At 65.9% G+C, this 19,015-nt stretch carries 17 protein-coding genes and 1 pseudogene; 5 read left to right on the top strand and 13 right to left on the bottom strand.

What is annotated here, in order from left to right; translation table 11 throughout:
• The 3 genes from FJ386_01770 to FJ386_01780 form a co-directional block, all read right to left on the bottom strand.
• Nucleotides 1-216: type II secretion system protein (locus tag FJ386_01770; protein ID MBM3875431.1), on the bottom strand; the 216-nt coding region annotated here is incomplete at its 3' end.
• A 242-nt stretch (nt 217-458) separates the two neighbouring features.
• Nucleotides 459-833 carry a hypothetical protein gene (locus FJ386_01775; protein ID MBM3875432.1) on the bottom strand — a complete coding sequence of 125 codons (375 nt, stop codon included), beginning with the start codon at nt 831-833 and terminating at the stop codon, nt 459-461.
• A gap of 109 nt (nt 834-942) precedes the next feature.
• Nucleotides 943-1,344, bottom strand: coding sequence for a hypothetical protein (locus FJ386_01780; protein ID MBM3875433.1), 402 nt, complete (start codon nt 1,342-1,344; stop codon nt 943-945).
• 334 nt (nt 1,345-1,678) lie between these two features.
• On the opposite strand from FJ386_01780, the pseudogene FJ386_01785 reads away from it, so the two are divergent.
• Nucleotides 1,679-1,750, top strand: a pseudogene (locus tag FJ386_01785) (single-stranded DNA-binding protein).
• Nucleotides 1,751-2,892: 1,142 nt separating this feature from the next.
• Here the strand turns inward: FJ386_01785 and FJ386_01790 are convergent.
• From FJ386_01790 to FJ386_01830, 9 genes are all read right to left on the bottom strand, one after another.
• Nucleotides 2,893-3,678, bottom strand: coding sequence for a hypothetical protein (locus tag FJ386_01790; GenBank protein MBM3875434.1), 786 nt, complete (start codon nt 3,676-3,678; stop codon nt 2,893-2,895).
• A gap of 118 nt (nt 3,679-3,796) precedes the next feature.
• On the bottom strand, nt 3,797-6,514 hold the full coding sequence (locus FJ386_01795) for a hypothetical protein (GenBank protein ID MBM3875435.1): 2,718 nt from the start codon (nt 6,512-6,514) through the stop codon (nt 3,797-3,799).
• A gap of 39 nt (nt 6,515-6,553) precedes the next feature.
• Nucleotides 6,554-7,966, bottom strand: a complete 1,413-nt coding sequence (locus FJ386_01800; protein MBM3875436.1) for a 5-methyltetrahydropteroyltriglutamate--homocysteine methyltransferase — start codon at nt 7,964-7,966, stop codon at nt 6,554-6,556.
• A 104-nt stretch (nt 7,967-8,070) separates the two neighbouring features.
• Complete coding sequence (locus FJ386_01805) at nt 8,071-8,430, bottom strand: sulfur reduction protein DsrE (protein ID MBM3875437.1); 360 nt, start codon at nt 8,428-8,430, stop codon at nt 8,071-8,073.
• Between the two features lie 46 nt (nt 8,431-8,476).
• Nucleotides 8,477-8,722 (bottom strand): sulfurtransferase TusA family protein, encoded by a 246-nt coding sequence (locus FJ386_01810; protein ID MBM3875438.1) that lies wholly within the window; start codon nt 8,720-8,722, stop codon nt 8,477-8,479.
• 388 nt (nt 8,723-9,110) lie between these two features.
• Nucleotides 9,111-10,190, bottom strand: a complete 1,080-nt coding sequence (locus tag FJ386_01815; GenBank protein MBM3875439.1) for a transglutaminase domain-containing protein — start codon at nt 10,188-10,190, stop codon at nt 9,111-9,113.
• Nucleotides 10,191-10,220: 30 nt separating this feature from the next.
• Nucleotides 10,221-11,597 carry a hypothetical protein gene (locus tag FJ386_01820; GenBank protein MBM3875440.1) on the bottom strand — a complete coding sequence of 459 codons (1,377 nt, stop codon included), beginning with the start codon at nt 11,595-11,597 and terminating at the stop codon, nt 10,221-10,223.
• Nucleotides 11,598-11,659: 62 nt separating this feature from the next.
• Complete coding sequence (locus FJ386_01825) at nt 11,660-11,875, bottom strand: hypothetical protein (protein MBM3875441.1); 216 nt, start codon at nt 11,873-11,875, stop codon at nt 11,660-11,662.
• A gap of 309 nt (nt 11,876-12,184) precedes the next feature.
• A complete protein-coding gene (locus FJ386_01830; protein MBM3875442.1) occupies nt 12,185-12,460 on the bottom strand; it encodes a hypothetical protein in 276 nt (91 codons plus the stop codon).
• Nucleotides 12,461-12,722: 262 nt separating this feature from the next.
• On the opposite strand from FJ386_01830, the gene dnaB reads away from it, so the two are divergent.
• Nucleotides 12,723-14,156, top strand: a complete 1,434-nt coding sequence (dnaB, locus tag FJ386_01835) for a replicative DNA helicase (GenBank protein MBM3875443.1) — start codon at nt 12,723-12,725, stop codon at nt 14,154-14,156.
• A gap of 40 nt (nt 14,157-14,196) precedes the next feature.
• On the opposite strand, the gene FJ386_01840 is transcribed toward dnaB, so the two are convergent.
• Nucleotides 14,197-14,931 (bottom strand): prepilin-type N-terminal cleavage/methylation domain-containing protein, encoded by a 735-nt coding sequence (locus FJ386_01840; protein MBM3875444.1) that lies wholly within the window; start codon nt 14,929-14,931, stop codon nt 14,197-14,199.
• A 175-nt stretch (nt 14,932-15,106) separates the two neighbouring features.
• Here FJ386_01840 and FJ386_01845 point away from each other — a divergent pair, with 175 nt between their 5' ends.
• The 3 genes from FJ386_01845 to FJ386_01855 all read left to right on the top strand — a co-directional run bounded on the left by FJ386_01845 (nt 15,107) and on the right by FJ386_01855 (nt 18,927).
• Complete coding sequence (locus tag FJ386_01845) at nt 15,107-15,451, top strand: NADH-quinone oxidoreductase subunit A (GenBank protein ID MBM3875445.1); 345 nt, start codon at nt 15,107-15,109, stop codon at nt 15,449-15,451.
• 85 nt (nt 15,452-15,536) lie between these two features.
• Nucleotides 15,537-16,967 (top strand): phosphoglucomutase/phosphomannomutase family protein, encoded by a 1,431-nt coding sequence (locus FJ386_01850; protein ID MBM3875446.1) that lies wholly within the window; start codon nt 15,537-15,539, stop codon nt 16,965-16,967.
• A gap of 70 nt (nt 16,968-17,037) precedes the next feature.
• The gene (locus FJ386_01855; GenBank protein MBM3875447.1) at nt 17,038-18,927 is read left to right on the top strand and encodes a CocE/NonD family hydrolase; all 1,890 of its coding nucleotides are present in this window, start codon (nt 17,038-17,040) and stop codon (nt 18,925-18,927) included.
• Nucleotides 18,928-19,015: the final 88 nt, after the last annotated feature.

The raw sequence follows: 19,015 nt of genomic DNA on the forward strand, positions 1-19,015 counted from the left end.
GGAGTAATCATCACCATACATCAGCCCGGCGTAGCTGATCTGGCGCGCATTGCCCAGGCACTTGATCGACTTGGCCCGCTCCTTGGCCTTGGTCAGTGCGGGCAGTAGAAGTCCCGCAAGGATGGCGATGATGGCAATGACGACGAGCAACTCGATCAAGGTGAACGCCGCAACGGAAACCGGACTTCTTCGCTTTGGAAATACCAACGGATTCATGGTGGTCTTTCTCGGAAACGGGATGCGGGCCGGCGGTGGTGCCAATGCGCGAAGAATCGGAAGCTGAGTCGAATCCCCGCGGCGGTTGCCGCCGGTCCCGCATCCCAGATTGTTCTCGCTTTGCGCCCGCCGTTCCCGTGGCTGGAATTTCAGCTCACTCTCGGAACATCCGCACACGCGGATCGCGGGACTTCGAAAATGCCACCGGGGCACACGCCGGCAGCCGACAATCGGGAGGCGATTCAGGCCGCGCGGGGAGGCGGCACCGGGGGGGAGAGACTGCGGGCTTGGAGGGCGCGAAGCGGGATCGGATACTGCGATTGGAATTCGGGAGGGAAGAGGATGACTTGCAGCGTCGCGGAGAGGCCATCCAGCGACGGACCGAGCTTCTCCACCTGCTTCTTTTGTTCGGCCTTGTGGGCTTCGAGGACGAGGTCGCAGATGGTGCAAGGGTGCTTGCCGTCAAAGGTCATCGCGATTGCCTCGCGAATCGGAACCTCGCGGGAGAATCGCACCGCCATGCCCGCCCACGCCACGGTTTGGAGGAACGCCCAGTGCAAGCCCAGCGACACCGCGAGCGCGGCGACGAGGCAAACTTTGGCGAGGCGATTCAGCACCGGCGAAAATGGAAAGTCACGGCCGCGATAATGTCAATGCGGCAGTGGGAAACCGCCGCTGGCGCCCGTCCCCCGCAGGAGGGGACAGGCGCGCAGCGACGGAGGAAAACTACTTCTTCTTGGCGGCGGGACGATGAACTTCGTGGCACGCCTTGCAGTTGACGGCGGCCTTGTATTTGTCGACCGCGCCGGCTTCTCCCTTGTCGAGCGCGGTGGCTGCGGCGACGAGCGCGGCGCACTTGTCGGCCCAGCTCTTTTCATCGCCCTGCGGCGGCTTGGCCTTCGCCATCGCCTGATACGCGGCGAGCATGCCCTTGATCTCGTCCTTGGAGGCGGCTCCATTGGAAGCCTTCTTGCAGACGGGGTCGGCGTCCTTTGTGGCGCCCTTGTGGTATTTCTGCATCGCCTCCTTGATGGGCGACTTGGCGTCGGCGGCGTAGTCGGACGTGACGAGCACGCCGAGGAACAAGGCAGCCGAAGCGGCTACGATGGGCAGGGTCTTCTTCTTCATGGGGTTTGTTTGGGTGTTGGGGTTTGCTGCGAGACCCGGCGCGCCGCACTGCGCGGTTGCCAGGCCAAAGGGTCAGCCGATTCGATCGTTCATGGTCCGCGGCTCAGGGTTGTCTTCCATGGCGTGATGTTGGCTCGATAGATACCCGGCGCGACGGAAAGGTTACGGCGCCAGGGAATCGATTCAACCACAAAGACACAAAGGACACGAAGAACGCGCGGACGAATGGCCTCTGCCCTCGCCGCCCTTTGTGTCCTTCGTGTCTTCGTGGTTTCACCAGCTTCCCTAGTCCAAGGTCTTCTTTGGCGGTGCAATGTTAATCTGTCCCGGCTTGGCCGGTTGCGGCGGTGGAGGCGGGGGCGGCTTGGCGCCGGGCGGGGGCGGCGGCGGGGGCGGGGGCGGTTCCTTGAGCCGGTTCACGACGAATTGCGGCAAGTTCTCCTGATACAACGCCGCGCCGTAAAACTCCCAGCCGGCGGGGATGCCGTAGCGGCTGCATTGCTCGCGCGCGGCGTGATACGCGGCGACGCCCGTCGGGTGCACCCAGAACCAGCACATCGCCTTCGGCCGCGACCGCAGCCGCACGAGTGTCTTCCGGAACTCCGAGTCCGCGTCGTCCACCTGCTCCGGGGTGTCGCCTCCGTCGGCGCGCGGCACCAGTTGCATCAACACGCGATCGCTCATGCTGTTCGTGTTGAGCGGGAATCGCACTTCGAGAAACTCGTCCGACAGCTTCTTCTCCGTGAGGAACGTGACCGTCTTGATGTGGTCGAAGACGGGTGTCATGCCCTTCTTGTCGGCGGTGGGAACGTTCGTGAGGATGAGGTCATACTTCGCCTTGTCCACCTCGGACCACGCGCGGGTGCGCCAGCCGAAGTCATTGATCCAATACACCTTGTTGCTCATGCACAGCACGCGGAACGTCTCCGCGCCCGCGGGTATGGGCTTGGCGACGGGCACGCGCACGTCCACGGGCGGCGGGCGGTTGGGCTGCGGGGTCTTGTCGAGCACGGCCTTGAGGTTGTCGCGCTCGGCGAAGAGCGTGTTGATCCTGGCCCGCTCCTCCTGCTCAGCCTTGCGCTGGTTGGTGAAGTCGTCCCGCAGCGTGTCGAGGTCACGGAGCTTGACGCCCTTTTGCTCAAGGGTGGTCTCGAACGCGCGCAGGTCATCGAGCTTGGACTTGGCCTCCTGGCGCAACTGCTCCTCGTTCGCGCCGGACTTTTGCGCGATGAGCTTGGTGGCTTCGAGTTGCTGCTTGGCCTGCTGAATCTGCTGCGGCGTGACCTTGGCGAGGCTTTCCTCGATCTGGCCGGCCTTCTCGTTGACCTGAAGCTGCACGATGATCAACACGAGCAGCAACGTGCCCACCACGTTGGTCATGTTATCCATCATGGAGTCCATGTTGACTCCCTCGTCCAGATTCTGTTGTTGCCGTTTGGCCATCGTCTTATCCCAAGTCCGTCGTCCACGGGTCTGGGGTCACACTTCTCCCAGCCACCCGCACCCTCACGGTCCCGATTACGCCCCACGCCGGACGCATTCGCAACCTCACTTCATGAACTTCTCGAACTCGCTCAAGTCCACCTTCCCCTGCCCGGGGATGGGCATCTTGCTGGTCGCCAGCTTGTATTGCTGCTCAGCCCAGCCCGCGCCGCGATTGTAGCTGTTCATCCCGTCCGTGCGGACCAGAAAGAGCACGAGATGAGTCTTCACGGCGGCGACCTCGGCGAGGAAGTCGTTGTAATCCTTGTCTGCGCCGATGGCCCCGGTGGCGATCCGAAACCGGTCATCCTTGCTGCGATGGATCACGATCGAGTCATTGTTGGCCTCGACCACGAACAGCCGCCGCCCCACCGCGAACCCGCTGCCGCCGCCCTGCACGCGCAGCGCGGGCCGGATATCCTCCGGCTTCATCTTCCGCTCCACGAGGTCTTCCTTCAGCCTCGCGATTTCCTTTTGCACCCTTGGCTGGTCGTCCTTCAGGTTCGCGATCACGATCCGCAGGTTTTCGATTTCCTTCTGCAGCCGCGTCCGCACGGCGTCCGTGGTTTCCGCGCCCTGCGCGACTTCCCGCAAGGCGAGCAGTCGTTTCTCAAGCTCCTCCACGCTCGAAAGCTGGTCCGTGATGCTGCGGAACTCCGCGAGTTGCGCCTGCACCTTCATCATCTCCTCGGCGAGCGGGTTTTTCTTGGCCGCTTTTGTCCCGGACGACGTCGCCTGAATGATCGTCAGGATGCAAATCATCACCACGAGCGCGCCGGACAGGCACGCGAGGATGCTCATGAACGGAAAGAGCGACATCGCGGGCGCTGAACTGGCTTTGATGCGGGCCATGGGGCGGCGGTGGGGCGTGGGCGAATGCGTCCGGATGGCGGCTCGCTACAGCCCTCGAACGATCATTGGGTCATTGGTTGTTCGGTGACTCAACTTTGAACCGTGAACGGCTGCCGCGCTAGCCCTTCCCCATCATGCGGCCGAAAAGACCGGCCTTGGGTTGCTGCTGCACGATGACTTGCTTGCCGTGCAGTTCGGCCAGCGTCTGGTTGAGCGCGGCGATGCCCTGCTGCAGGGACGCGAGGTGGCCGGCCACCGTCTTCATCGTGTCGTCCACGGCGCGCGTGGCGTCGCTGTGCAGCCGGTTCACGCCGGCCTCCATCGTGCGGGCGACGGAGGTCTGGTGTTCCTGCGCGTGCCGGTCGAGCGCGGCGACTTTGTCCGACGCGGCGCGCGCGGCCTCGCTGAGCGCGGAGAGTTGCGCGGCGGCGGGCTTCATCAACTCCTCGAGGGAGCGCGCGGTGTCGCGGCTGAGCTGGGTGACGGCCTCGTTCAACGCGCGCTGCGCGGCGGCCTGCTGCTCGCGTCCGGCGCGGTCCATGTTCTGAAGTTGCGTGATGGATTCCCGGACGGCCTCGGCGAGCGCGGCGACTTGCTGCGTCGCGGGCCGCGAGGTTTCCTCGACGGCGCGGGCGTTGTCGCGGCCAAGTTGCGTCACGGCTTCCTGCAGCAAGCGCTGCGCGTTCGCCTGCTGCTCGCGCGCCGCCTGATCGAGCGACTTGAGCTGGGCAAGCGAGTCCTTGACCGCATCGGCGAGCGCGCTGATCTGCTGCGTCGCGGGGCGGATGGTCTCCTCGAGCGAGCGGCTTGTGGCGCGCTGGAGCTGCTCCAACGAGGTGGTGAGGCTCTGCTGCGCCGCGCCCTGCTGGTCGCGCATCTGCCGCTGGAGGTCGGGCAGTTGCGCGGTCGCGGCCTTGAGGCTTTCGCCGAGCGAACCGACCTGCTGCGCAACGGGCCGGATGGCCTCCTCGACGGACTTGGCGAGGTCGCGCTGGAGCTTCGCCGTGGCATCGAGGAACGCCTGCTGCGCCGCGCTGTGCTGCTCGCGGGACTGGCGCTGAAGGTTGGTGGATTCGTGGACGGCGTTCTTCGCGGCCTCGCCGATGCCGGAGAGCTGGCTCACGGCGGGCTTCATCAGTTCCTCCATCGCCTTGGCGGAATGTTCGGCGGTGACCTTGATGGAATCGCCGAGCATCTTCGAGGCGTCCTGCTGGACGCGGGTGATGGATTCCTGCATGGCCTTGAGCACGCTGGCCTGATGCTCGCTGGACTGTTTTTCGAGCGCGGCGACGTGCACGGTCGCGGCCTTGACGGCGTCGCTGAGCGTGCTGACCTGCTGGACGGCCGGCTTGATGGTGCCCTCGATGGACTTGGCGGTCTCGGTGACGGCGACCTTGACGGCCTCGCCGACGACCTTGCTGGAGTCCTCGTGCAACTTGGCCAGGGATTGCTTCACGCTCGCGTCGATCTGCGCCTGCTGCGTCGCGGCGGCCTTCTCGAGCGAGGCGACCTGGTCGGCGGCCTTCTTGAGCACGTCGTGGAGCGAGTTCAAACTCTTGCCCGCGGACTGGCCGAGTTCGTCGAGCGTCTTGCTCGCGCTGTCGTTGAAGGCCTTGATCGACTTGTGGAACGTCTCCTGCACGGCCTTGGTGTTCTCCTCCGCGCGTTTCTCCAGCCCCTGCGATTGCTCGCGGATCAACTTCGACGCGCCGTCCAGGCCGGTGAGGAATTGCGTGTGCGCGCGCGTGAGCGAGGCCGTGAGCGTGTCCGCCAGCGCGCCCATGTCGCCGCCGGATGCGTTCGAGCCGTCGTTGAGCCGCGGCAGCAGGATTTCGTTACAGTAGGCGTCAATGTGGTTGAGGTTGTCCTCCTCCTGCTTCTGCATGGAGGACATCGGCAGGCTCAGAAACATCGCGTAAATCAGCGCGAGCAGCGTGGTGTCAAACGCCGTCGCCAGGCCGCTCGTCACGCCGCCCATGCTCGCCATCATGGCCTCGACGTCCTTGGCGCCGGACATGACGCCCTTGAAGTAGCCGATCGCCTGCGAGAGGCCGATGACCGTGCCGATGAAGCCGAGGATCGGGATCGCCCAGACGAAGACCTTGACCAGCGTGTAGCTGCCGCCGATGCGCGCGCCGTCGATGTTCGACTGGTTGCTCATCATCGTGGCGACCTCGGCGTTCACCGTGCGCACCTCGAACAGTTCGAGCGCCTTGCGGATGCGGTTCACCATCATGCTGTCCCGGAGCTTGAGGGGCAGTGAATACACGTGCGAGATGAACACGTGCAGGTTGGACTTGTTGATGTCCCGGCCCAGGTCCATCGGCAGCACGTCCAGCGTGAGCGCGCGCTGCTGGTGACGGAACTTGACGAACTTCAGAATCAGGAACGCCACGCCCCAGCCGAAGAGGAACGTCTCGGCAAAGTTCACCCAGCCGCGTTTCGCGAGGATCGCGTAGAAGAACGAATTCTGAAACGGCAGCGCGAGCAGGTAGAAGAACAAGAAAATCCCCGCGCCGATCCCGAGCGCGATCCACACGTTGGGGTTTGTCGGGTCGGTTTCCTTCCACGCCTCGCGTTGATTCGGCGAGCCCGCGGCGTCCGTGCCGCCCTCCGGCGCGGCGGGCACGGACAGGCTGGTGCCGCAACCGGGACAGCTCACGTTCGTGCCGGCAAATTCCGGCTCGACCATCAGCTTCATCGCGCACTTGGAACAATGGAATCGAATCATCGGGGGAAAGATAGTGAGGGTTGCTTTCGGAGACGATACTGCGCTGATCTTGTCGTCGCTCTTGCCAAGGGTGGGTTCGTGACTGCGGACATTGACACCCGGCATGGGGCGGAAATTCAACCCCAGAATCCCGCCCGGCTGTGATCAAGCTCCTCTCAAGGTGTCTCTCGCCGTCGCCACTGCCCGCAACTTTGCCTCCGCCACCTGCGCGCTGGCCACGGGGTTGTCGGCGAAGGTCGCGAAGCCGCAGTCGGGCGTGAACAGCACCCGCTCGCGGCCGAACAGGTCGAGCGCGCGCCTCATGTGCGCGGCGATGTGCGCGGCGGACTCCACCGAGTCGAGCTTCTGGTTCACCACGCCCACGCCGATGCGCCGGTCGGCGGGCAGTTCGCGAAGCACCTCCATCTCCCCCGCGCGCGGGGTGCAGAGTTCGAGGAACAGCGTGCCGACGTTCACCGACTTCAACAGGTCGAGCAGCGGACGATAATCACCGGTCAACGCCGCGGCTTCGTCACGCGTCCAGTTGCCGCGGCACATGTGAACCGCGACCCGCTCGCGAGGCAGTCCGGCCACGACGGCGTTCAACAGGTCGCGCGCGAAGGCGAGTTCCTCGCCCGCCGCCTTCTTCTCGCTGAGCGCGCCGCACATGAAGCTGCGCTGCGTCTTCGCGCCGGTGAACACCACCTCGGTCAGCACCGGCTCGTCGAATTGCACCAGCGAAGCGCCCGCAGCAAGCAGACCGTGCAGTTCCTCGCGCAGCACGCGGACGATGTCCGTCGCAAGCGCCTCGCGCGTCGCGTAAGGCCGGTCGGTCAGGCAATCCAGCCACATCGTGCGCGTGAGCAGATACGGACCGGGCAGCGCGACCTTCACCGGCTTGCCGGTGAGCTTCCGGACGAATTCGAGTTCGTGCACGGCGAACGGCCGGCTCCGGCCGAGCGGCCCGAACACGACCGGATGCCGCACGGCCGCCGCGGGCACGTCGAGCGCGCGCAGCTCCTTCTCGAACTTCTCCCGGTCGTCCACCATCGCCGTGAGGTCGGTGAGCGGGATGAGCTGGCAGTTGTCGAGCAACCCGCCGACAAAGCTGCTGTAGCTGTCGCGCCGCTGCTCGCCATCGGTCACAACATCCACGCCGGCGCGAAGCTGCGCCTCGACCGCGAGCCGCACCGAGTCGTCCGCCGTGGCCTGGTAGTCGGCCTCGGCGATGCGGCCTTCGAGCCGCTCGTGAATCGCCTGCAACATCCAGCGCGGCCGGGGCCAACTGCCGATGCCCATGATCGAGAGCGGCGCAATCGGCGGCGCAGGCGCGGCGGGAGGGAGGGACGCGGGAATGACTGGCCGGACGCGAAGCGACTTTGTGGAGGGGGGTTGCTGGATGGTGGATGGCGCGGCGGCGCGTTCGGCGAGCGCGCCTTTGCAGACGAGGTAGCTGCGCTGCCTGCCGGACTTGGTCCACGAGACGAGTTCGTTGCCCGTGAGCCGGCACCACGCGGGCAGGTCGCCCTCGACGGAGGTGTCGGTGGAGAGAATTTCCAGAAGCCCGCCGCGCGGCATCGGATCAATGTGGCGGCGGATGAGCAGCAGCAAGCCGCCGCCGCAATCCAAGTCGCCGCCGTCGAACGAGACATCGGGGCGCCGGGAGTGTGAGCCGGTCGCGTTCAATAGCTCACGCACGGACTCCCGCCCGCGAGGAATTCGACCAGCTTCGCCCCGCCGACGATGGCCGCGCCGGCGACGAGGTTGTTCTCGTCGAGCTTGCGCTTTTTGAAGCACGGCGAGCAGACGAAGATCTTCCCGCCCGCGCTGGCGAAGTTCGCCATCAGGTCCTTCAGCGGCGCAAAGCCCTCCTCGTGCACGCCGTCGGCGTAGCCTTTCTGGCTGAGGCGCACGCCCTCGATGCTCAGAAACACGAGCGTGTCCTGCCCGGAACCGAGCGCGGCGTTGGCGACGACGAAGGCGACGGTGGCGCGGTCACAGTTGTCCCTGGCGGCGGTGAGGGAGACGCAGAACTTAGACATGGTGGAGTGGGTGAATGCTGGGTGGTTGACTGATGGCAGGAGAACGTCACGGCTTGCGGCGAATCCAATAGACCGGATGCTGCGAGCGCAAGAGCGGATTGCCCGTCAACCCGCACCATGCCGGCAGGTCGGCCGGCGCGCCGGGGTCCCGGGCGGTGAGTTTGAAGATGGTTCCCGGCGCGGTTGCTTGCAGGCGGAGGCGCAATTCGAGCACGAGATCGCCGCAGCCCATGTCGCCGGCGTCCCACTCGGCCGTGAAAGGGGGCGCGTCACCGGAGACCGCAGGCGCCATGCACTGCGCCTGCGGCCCCGATGATGCCGAGTCCCGCGCAACACCCGCGGGGCTCGTGTGGGAGGAACAGCCGGGAAGTTCGTCCAAGCCCGCGCCTTCCTCGCGGCAGGCCCATTCCCAAGCCTCGCGAAAGCAGTCGTGGCGCTGGATGTAATCGTAAATCTGCGCGCCCAGCGCCGCGGATTCGCCGGTGAGCGCGGAGCCCAGGCACGGCAGGCAGCGTGGAGCGTCCTTGAATCCCATCGCGATGCTCATGAGGGATTCGCGAAGGCCGATCCCGCGGGAGGCGGGACACCCGGGGCACACCGCCGCGCGCAGCGCGCCGAGGTCGCGGATGAGCGACTCGGCGGTGCGCGGTTCGGCGGTGGGGGTCATTGGCTCGAGGCTTCTACTTCTTCTCCCTGAACGTGAGCTTCCGCGTCCAGACTTCTTTTTCCGCGCCGGGCTTGCCATCCACCTCGACATAGGCCTTCGCCAGCGCGTTGACCGGACCGGCGTCCTGCTTGGGGGAAAGCGTGAGATCGCGGCCGCGGCTCCACGTCACGCGGCGCTCGTCGAGGTTGCCGAAGTAGTAATCAATCTTCGACTTGTCGGCGTTGACCTTGCCGTCGCCGGTGGTGAGGCGCACGAGCTTGGCGTTCGCGTCGTTCACCGCGTAGCCGCCGGTGTAGAGGTCGGCCACGGCCACGTCATGCGGAACCCAGCCGACGCCCGGGGCGAAAAACTCCGGCCAGCAGTGATAGCTCTGGTCGGCGTCCTGCCCGTCGAGCTCGGCCTTGAAGAAGCTGCCGTAGATGATGCGTGTGGGAATCCCGCTGGCGCGGGCGAGCGACGCCCAGAGCGAGTGGAAGTCCGTGCAGTTCCCGGTCTTTGTCGTGAGGCAATAGTCGGTGCTGCCGACGGGCGACGCCTTCTTGGTGGCCGGGTCCTTCACCCAATACTCGATGTTGTCGAGCGTCCAGTCGTAGAGCTTGCGCGCGGCCAGCACGGGATTTTTCTCCGTGCCGACGATCTCAGCCGCGAGCTTCCTGATGCGGTCGTCGATGATCACGTTCGCGTTCGGCGCGAGCGACGCGGCGAACTTCGAGCGGTCGGCGGCGCTGATGGCCTTGGCCTTCTTCGCGTCCACGCCGCTGATTTGCTCGCGGCGCGTCACGCTGAAGGTCTCGACGATGGTGAACTCCTTGTTCAGGGGCGCGGCGACTTCGAGATAGACGGCCTTGTTGCCCTCGGAGTCGGTGGTGATGCGCGTGGGGAACGGGGCCTCGACCTTGAAGTCCGTGATTTGCTGGAGCGGGTCGTCCTGCGGCATGGTGAACCAGGCGCGGACCTTCTTCGCGCCGTCGGGAACCACGACCTTGAGCTCGTGGCGCGCCTCGAACGTCGCGGAACGCGGCGCGCTGGCGGCGAACACGGTGAACGACGCGGCGAGAACCGCGCCGATGCAGACGGACAGTGTGGTCTTCATGGCGGGAGTCAGTGGGTGTTGCGGTTCAGGTTAGAACTTGTAGCTCACGAAAGCTTGGAAGCGGTTGTTCTGCCCCTTGCCCTGCGGGCCGGTGATGTCCTTGAAGTAAGTGGTCCAGTTCACGTAATCCAGGCCCAGTTCCACGGGGTCCAGATACAACCGCGCGGCGAGATACCAGATGCTGTTGAGCTCGGGCGACGACACCGGCAGGTCGCTGCTGCGCGGGTTGTCAAAGAGATAGCCCGAGTGAAACGAATACCACTTCGCCGGCTTCAGCGTGAGCTCCGCCCAGCCGCCGGTGGCGTGGATCTCGCGCCCCGTGGCCACGTTCACGCCCTGCAGGATGCCGCCGCGCACGTCGTCGAGATTCTTCCCCGTCCAGCCTTCGCCGCGCAGGGTCACGATGTCCTTGTAGAGCGGCGTGGAGAAGTCAAACCCCCAGCCCTCGCTGTTGAAGTTGTTGCGACCGCCGATGGCGATGTCCACCTTCTCGCGCGCCTGATGCGTCCAGAGCGCGAGCTCGATGTTCTGCTTCTCCCAGATCGGGAAACGGTAGCCGATGCGCCCCTGCACGGTGGGCAGGCCCGACGCCTCGCCGTCGCGGATGCCGTTGGCGTCCAGGTCCCGGTTGTCATCGGCGCCCGTCAACCCCGCCATGCCCTGCACAAACGCAGTCCCGCCCCACAACTTCGGCGTCCACTCCGCGCGGAACTGCGGACGGCGGTCGCCCAGGTTGCCTGCGCCCCACATCACGAAGTCCGGGTTCACCGTGGGGAAATACTGCGAGATCAGGTCGCTCGTCTGCCCGGCGAGGAAGCTGGCGTTTTCCCACTTGAGCTGCCCGTAAGCGTGCCTCATGCGCAGGAACTCGCGCGACTCCGCGCCGCCGGCCACGACGTTGTAGAAATCAATCTCCAGCTTGCCGCCCGTCTTCGCGCCCCACAGTGTTTCCACTTCGGGCCCGGAGAAATCCACACCGAGCCGGGTCAGGCGCGGGTGAATGTCGAAGTTCTCGTGGTTCGGGCCGGGCGCGAGGTTGGCCGCGCCGCCGAGGCCGTTCTCCGAGAGGATGAACGCGGGCACCAGCGAGCTGTTGATGCCGTTCCCGCCGGGGCGCGAATCGTCGTAAATCATGTCCGCGCGCAGGTAGCCGTAGAGCTTGAAGCGCGACTTGCCGGTGATGAACTCGCTCCACTTCATCGAGTCGTCCGGTTTGAGCTTGTCGTCCCCCGCGACCGGGGCGGCGGGCGTGACGGGTCTCTCGGCGAGCTTCTTCTCAAGCTCGGCCATGCGGGCCTTGAGCGCCTGCAACTCGCGGAGCAGGTCGGCGTTGGACTGGGCCGGGGCAACGGTGGCACCGGCAAGGAATGCGGCGGCGACCGCCGCTGGGATGATGGGATGCTTCATGGTTTTGGTTTCGTTCGTGTTGATTGTTACCGAAGTGGTTTCTGCCAGTGGATTCGCCTAATTCAGATCTTTGAAACTCCAGTTCTCTCAGCCTGGACCGGTTTGCCGTCGGCCTCGGCGTGGGGGTTGAGGAAGTAGTTGATGGTTTGCACGGAGGAATCCTGCGGCACGGGCTTCAGGTAGTCGGGCGCGATGGATTGCTGCGCCGTCGCGCGCGCGGGCGCGGCGGACGCTGCGGACAGGTTCAGGTTTTTCATGGTGTCAGTGAGTCGTTGCATCAAAGTGATTTCTGGACCGCGCGCCGCACCGGAAACGCCGGGGCGGCGGATGAGGTGGATCTGGCGGGCAGAACGGCGCCTCAGGCGACCGTCACGGACTTGCAGCAGGGGTGGTTTGAAAGCAGCCGGGAGATGGACTCAGGCTGTTGAAGGAAACCCGTTACTGGGCGCCCGTGTGGAGAAATGGCCACGCCATCTCACACGCGTCGCACTCAGGTGAAGGGCTTGTTCGTGAAACGAACCCGGCGCACGAGGCAGGAGGGGTTGGCGCCGGACATGGGTGGAGGTAACGCCAAGCCGGGCGGGGCGTCAAGCGGGGATCTCGCCGGCAGGCGCAGGCTCATACTTCCAGTGCCCGCTCAACCCGACGGCGTGGGCGTCAAAGTGCTGGTGAGATTCGAAGCGGTAAGGCGGATGGACGGACCAGTGCCCGGGAAGTCCCCACTTGAGCCCGAGGGCCGCGCTCTGAAAGAGCCCCAAACCGATGAGGCCCTTGGTCAGCGATGCCGAGTTCTCATCCCCGGTGGAGTAGACCGCGCCGATCAAAGAGAGGCGGACGTGAGCCCGCCCTGCCACAAAGTGCATTGCGCCAGCTTGAAGCGCGGGCCGGTGCCGAGCGGGTTGCGGTCGCGCAGGACCTTCAGTTGGCGCAACGCGCCGGAGAGTTGCCCGCTGCGGGCGAGCCACCCGGCGCGAGGCGGTGTCGAGGTCGCCGTGTCCGTTCCGAGTCAGTAACTCCAAACAAGCAGTTTGAAACCCGGAACTGGGTCACGATCCCCCTGCCGTTGTCGGACCCCGGTGCGCACCATCAACGCCCGGTTCCGGAAACCACCAGCCCTCGCGCGCCATGCCCGACGACCTCTTCTCACCCACGCCGCGGCGCAATCCGCCGCCGCGCCCCGTCAACCTCGCCAGCATCGACCGCCACCCGCCGCACTCCATCGAGGCGGAGCAAGGCGTGCTCGGGTGCATCCTGCTCGCCGCGGATGATTGCGTGCCCCAGTGCCTGGAGATGCTTCACCACGACGCGGCGGCGTTCTACGATCTGCGCCACCAGACGCTCTACGACCAACTCCTCGCGATGCACGACGAGCATTTGCAACCCGTCGAGATGAGCCTCGTCGTCCAGCGGTTGCGCGATCGCGGCATGCTCGAGGGCGTCGGCGGCGTGGGCTACCTCGCCAACCTCGCCAACGCCGTCCCCTCGGCGGCGAACCTGCCCCACTACCTCGCCATCGTCCACGAGAAGCGCCTGCTCCGCCGCGTGCTCGCCGCGACCACGACGCTGGCGCAGCGCGTCCACGAAATGCAGGGCGACGTGAAGGCCTTCATGGACGACGTGGAGAAGGAATTCATGGCGCTGAGCGACGTGCGCATCACCACGGCGGCCTTCGTGATGAAGGACGTGGCGCACTCGGCCCTCGGCGAGATCGACGCGATCTACCAGCGGAACGGCGCGATCTCCGGGTTGCCATCGGGCTTCCCCATGCTCGACCGGATGACGGATGGCTTCCACGGCGGCGAGATGATCGTGATCGCGGCGCGGCCGAGCATGGGCAAGACCTCCCTCGCGATGAACATGGCCGAGCACGCGGCCATCGACCTGCGCATCCCCGTGGGCGTGTTCAGCCTCGAGATGACCAGCCTGTCGCTCGTGAAGCGGCTGCTCCTCTCCCGCGCGCGCATCAACCCGCGCGACCTGAGCCACCAGTTCGTGACCGACCGCGACTTTGAGCGGCTCAAACGTGCGAGCGAAACGCTGGCCGACGCGCCGCTGTTCATTGACGACGCGCCCGGCTTGACCGTGATGGAACTTCGCGGCAAGGCCCGCCGCATGGTGCTCCAGCATCAGGTCCGGATGCTGGTGATTGACTACCTGCAACTCCTTCGAAGCGACAACACGCGCGCCGAGAACCGCCAGCAGGAAATCGCCTACATCTCCTCCGGCATCAAGTCCCTCGCCAAGGAACTCAACATCCCCATCCTCGTCCTCAGCCAGCTCAACCGCGACCTCGAGCGCGAGAAGCGCAAGCCGCGACTCTCCGACCTCCGCGAGTCGGGCTCCATCGAGCAGGACGCCGACCTCGTCACCATCCTGTATCGCGAGAAGGAACCGGACAAGGAACCCGCCGCGACGACCGATCACGCGCCCGTGAACCTGCTCGTCGCCAAGCACCGCAACGGGCCGACCGGCGATGTTCCGCTCGTCTTCTTCAAATCGCACACGCGCTTCGAGTCCGGCACGCGCGTCGAGGCCGAGGACGTGCCGAAGGCGGCGTGAAACGCGACGTTGGGGGAGGCGAAGGCGCCGCGCCGCGAGATCACTTCTTGTCCCACAGCGCGAGCGGATGCCCCTCGGGAAACTGAAACCCGATGGCGCTGCTCTTCATCAACTCCGCGTGGCCGTCCACGTGCGCGGTCGCGGCGCGGCCCGTGTGCCGGTTCACCACGCGATACGGATCGGTGTTGTAGTCGGGCAGGTTGTTCGGCGTGCGGAAGACGATGCAATACGGGCTGGACGTCTGCTTGACGACCCAGAGGTCCGGATTCGGTTCGCTCGCGTTCGCCACATCCTGATCGTCCGCGAACGCCACGGTCGCGCCGGGAAACGCGACGTCCACCTCGCGAACGCGGTTCCGCGCGCCGTTCTTCTGGTCGCGCCAGACGCCGATCTCGATGTGGTTGATGCCGATGCCGAACAGGTTGGTGAGTCCGCCGCGGTTTGGGCAAAGCAGCGCCTTGGGCACGACGAGTGTCGGGCGCAGGATGTCCGGCCAGTAAGTGTAATTGGCGGCCGGCAACCACGCGCCCGGAGGCGCCGCGCCGTCGCGCGCCCACTGCACGAAGACGCCGTCGTGATCGTCCACGTAGAGCTTGGAGGCGAGCCCGATCTGGCGGACGTTGTTCAGGCACGTGATGCCCTTGGCGCGCTGCTTCGCGGACGCGAGCGCCGGGAGCAACAACGCCGCCAGGATCGCGATGATCGCGATCACCACCAGCAACTCGATGAGCGTGAACGCGCCCCGCGCTCGCGCAGAAATAGTGGAATGCCACATGGCGTGACGTGCTGTTGGCAGGCTCGGGCGACGCTAGGTCTGGCACGGCGGGGTGTCAAGATGCGCGCCCATCTCCACCCTTGCCAAAGCCGCGACCCATTCCTACCGTCGCCGCGTGGATTCGCAGTTGCCCCAGTATCTCCCCGTCCTGTTGCTTGGCGTCGTCGCCGTGCTCATGGCGGCGGGGATGATCGCCGGCTCGATCGTCGCCGGGCGGTTCTTCAACCGGAAGATCGCCGCGCGCACGACGCCCACGAAGGACGTCGCCTACGAGTGCGGGATGCTTCCCGTCGGCGACGGGACGGCGCGGCTGTCGGTGAAGTTCCACCTCGTGGCGATGCTGTTCATCCTGTTTGATATCGAGGTGGTGTTCCTCTACCCGTGGGCCGTGGTGTATCGCGAGTTGCTCGCGACGCCGCAAGCCGGGCTCGCGCTCGGCTCCATGCTCACGTTCATCGCCATCCTGTTCGTCGGCTACATTTACGCGGTCAAGAAGCGCGCCTTCGACTGGAAGGGTTGAGCCCGTGTGCCCGATGCGCGGCGCGTGAAGCCGCGTGTTCGCACCACCGGTTCACCCTCGACGCACCACCAATCACGCACCCCGGATGAGCATCAAGTTCGGCACGAGCGGATGGCGCGGCCTCATCGCGCGCGACTTCACCTTCGACAAGGTCCGCGTCGCCACGCAAGGCATCGCGGACTTCCTCAAAGCCGAACTCCTCAACCCGCAGTCCGCCATCTGCAACCGAAAGCCCGTCGTCATCATCGGCCACGACACGCGCTTTCTCGGCCGCGAATTCTCCCTCGCCGCCGCCGAGGTGCTCGCCGCCGCGGGACTGACCCCGCTGCTCTGCGAACGCGACGCGCCGACGCCCGTCATCGCGCACACCATCCGGCATCGCAAGGCCATCGGCGGCATCAACATGACCGCCAGCCACAACCCCGCCGAATATCAGGGGCTCAAATTCTCCACCAGCAACGGCGCGCCCGCGACGCCCGAGGTCACCAGGCAAATCGAAGCCGCGATCGCCCGGCGCCAGGCCGGGGGCTGGACGTTCAACGCCGCCATCGCCGGCACGTTCGCGTGCAAGACCATCGACCCGCGCCCCGATTATGTGAAGCAGTTGAGGAAGCTCGTGAACTTCGCGGCCATCCGCCGCGCCAAGCTCAAGCTCGCCGTCGAGCTCATGTATGGCACGGGCCGGGGCTATCTCGACACCTTGCTCGAGGAAGCCGGCGCGCGAGTGACCGTGTTTCACAACGAACTCAACCCGCTCTTCGGCGGCCATCATCCCGAACCGAACGCCGAGGGCATGGCGGGCGTGAGCCGGTTCGTCCGCAGCGGCAGGGCGCAGCTCGGCCTCGGGCTCGACGGCGACGCAGACCGGTTCGGCATCGTGGACAAGGACGGCGCGTGGCTCACGCCGAACCAGATTCTCGCGCTCGCGTTGTATCACCTGAAGAAGAACCGTGGCTGGACCGGTGCCGTCGTGCGGACCGTGCCGACGAGTCACCAGGTGGACGCCGTCGCGAACCTGCTCGGCGTGCGCCTGCACGAGACACCCGTGGGCTTCAAATACATCGGCGCGCTGATGGAGTCCGAGCCCATCATCGTCGGCGGCGAGGAAAGCGGCGGCTTGAGCGTCAAAGGCCACGTGCCCGAAAAGGACGGCATCCTCGCGTGCCTGCTCATGGCCGAACTCGTCGCCACCGAGCGCAAGTCGCTCGGGCAGATCCTCCGCTCGCTTGAGAAAGTCACCGGCGAATTCCACACCACACGCCTGAACCTCCGCATCGCGCCCGACAAGAAGGACGCCGTCGTCGCCAAGCTCGCCGCCGGGCTCGACAAGGTCGGCAGCGCCAAGGTGCAAAAGTTCATCATGACCGACGGCTTCAAATTCCTCCTGCCCGACGGCGAGTGGGTCGCGTTCCGCGCAAGCGGCACCGAGCCCGTCTTCCGCTGCTACATCGAGGCGAAGTCCGCGGCCCGGATGAAGAAGCACGAGGCGGCCTGTTCCAAACTGCTCGCGGCCTGACACCGGCTCCGTCACGCGCCGCGCGGAGAATGAGCTTGCGGCGCGGTGCCATTCGGCGACACCACTGGCCATGCACTCCCCACTGCGGCGGCTCGCGTCTGCGCTCCTCTTCCTGTCTTCCGTCGTCCTCGCCACGCATGCCCCGGCTGCCGGGCGCGAGGCGCCGTTCCAGGTCATCGTCCGCACGAACGTGATGGTCGCGCTGCGCGACGGCGTGAAGCTCGCCACGGACCTCTATCTCCCCGCGAAGGACGGCGCGCCCGTGGACGGCAGGTTCCCCGTCGTGCTCGTGCGCACGCCTTACAACAAGAACGGCGAGCGCGGCAACGCGACCTACTTCGCGTCGCGCGGCTACGTCTATGTCGCGCAGGACACGCGCGGCCGCTACGCGAGCGAGGGCGTGTGGCACTGGATGACCGACGACGGCCGCGACGGGTGGGATTGCGCGGCGTGGATCGGCCGGCAGCCGTGGTTCAACGGCCGCATCGGCATGATCGGCACGTCCTACGTCGGCGGCACGCAGCACGCGATGGCGATGGAAAAGGTGCCGCAACTCACCACGGTCATCCCCGTGGACGCCGTGTCGAACATGGGCCGGCAATCCATGCGCAATGCGGGCGCGTTCGAGATGCGCTTCTGGAACTGGATCATGCTCAACGCCGCCAACGGCAGCGCCGCGTCGCGCGATCCGGCCACGGCGGCGGTGCTGCGCGAGATGAGTTCCAACCGCCTCGATTATCTGAAACTTCTCCCCCACCGCCACGGCACCACGCCGCTCAAGCTCGCGCCCGATTACGAGGAATGGCTCCTCGAGGCGATGCGCCACGGCGCCAACGATTCCTTCTGGGAGCAGAACAACATCGTGGACCATCCGCACCGCTACAAGGACATGCCCGTGTATCTCGTCGGCGGCTGGTATGACTCGTGGGCCGGAAACACGACGGCAAACTTCGCCGCGCTCAACCGCACCATCCAAGGCCCGGTCCATCTCATCATGGGACCGTGGATTCACGGCGGGCAGGGCGCATCCGCGCACGGACAGGTGGACTTCGGCCGCGCCGCCGCCATCCCCGACCCGCTCGCGTGGCGCCTCGAATGGTATGACCGCTGGCTCAAGGACGCCGACAACTCCGTCGGCAAGTCCGCGCCGTTCGCGACCAAAGTCCGCATCTTCGTCATGGGCGCCGGCGACGGGCGCAAGACTGATGCGGGCCGCCTGAATCACGGCGGCTTCTGGCGCGACGAGCACGAATGGCCGCTCACGCGCACGCGACCCACGGCGTTTCACCTGCACGCGGGCGGCAAGCTCGCCACCGCGACGCCCGCGACCGGCAGATCCTCGACAAGCTACGAGTTCGACCCGCGCAACCCCGTGCCCACGCTCGGCGGGCAGACCTCGTCGCAAGTCGGCATCATGCATCAGGGCGCGTTCGACCAGCGTGGCGGCACCAACTTCTGGAACTGGCCCAAGCCCATCCCGCTCTCCGCGCGCAACGACGTGCTCGTCTTCCAGACCGACCCGCTGCCCGCCGACCTCGAAGTCACCGGCGAGATCGAGGTCAGGCTGTGGGCGTCATCGTCCGCCGTGGACACGGACTTCACCGCGAAGCTCATCGACGTGTATCCGCCAAGCGCGGACTTCGCGGGCGGGTTCGACCTGCTGCTCGGCGACGGCATCCTGCGCGCCCGGTTCCGCGAGACGCTCGCGAAGGAAAAACTGATGAAGCCCGGCACCGTGTATCCGATGACGATCAAGCTGTATCCGACCTCGAACATCTTCAAGAAGGGCCACCGCATCCGCGTGGACCTCTCGAGCAGCAACTTCCCGCGGTTCGACGTGAACCCGAACACCGGCGAACCGCTCGCGCAACACCGCCGGATGGAAACCGCCGTGAACACCATCTGGCACGACGCCTCGCGCCCGTCGCACATCGTGCTGCCGGTGATTCCGGCGAAGTGAAGGCGCAACGCGGGAAGGAGTTTCAGTGTCCCGTATTCAGATTTCAAATCGTCCGAGGGTTGGCACTCACTTCCGAACACTGAACACT

Source organism: Verrucomicrobiota bacterium (assembly GCA_016871675.1).
Taxonomy (GTDB): domain Bacteria; phylum Verrucomicrobiota; class Verrucomicrobiia; order Limisphaerales; family VHCN01; genus VHCN01.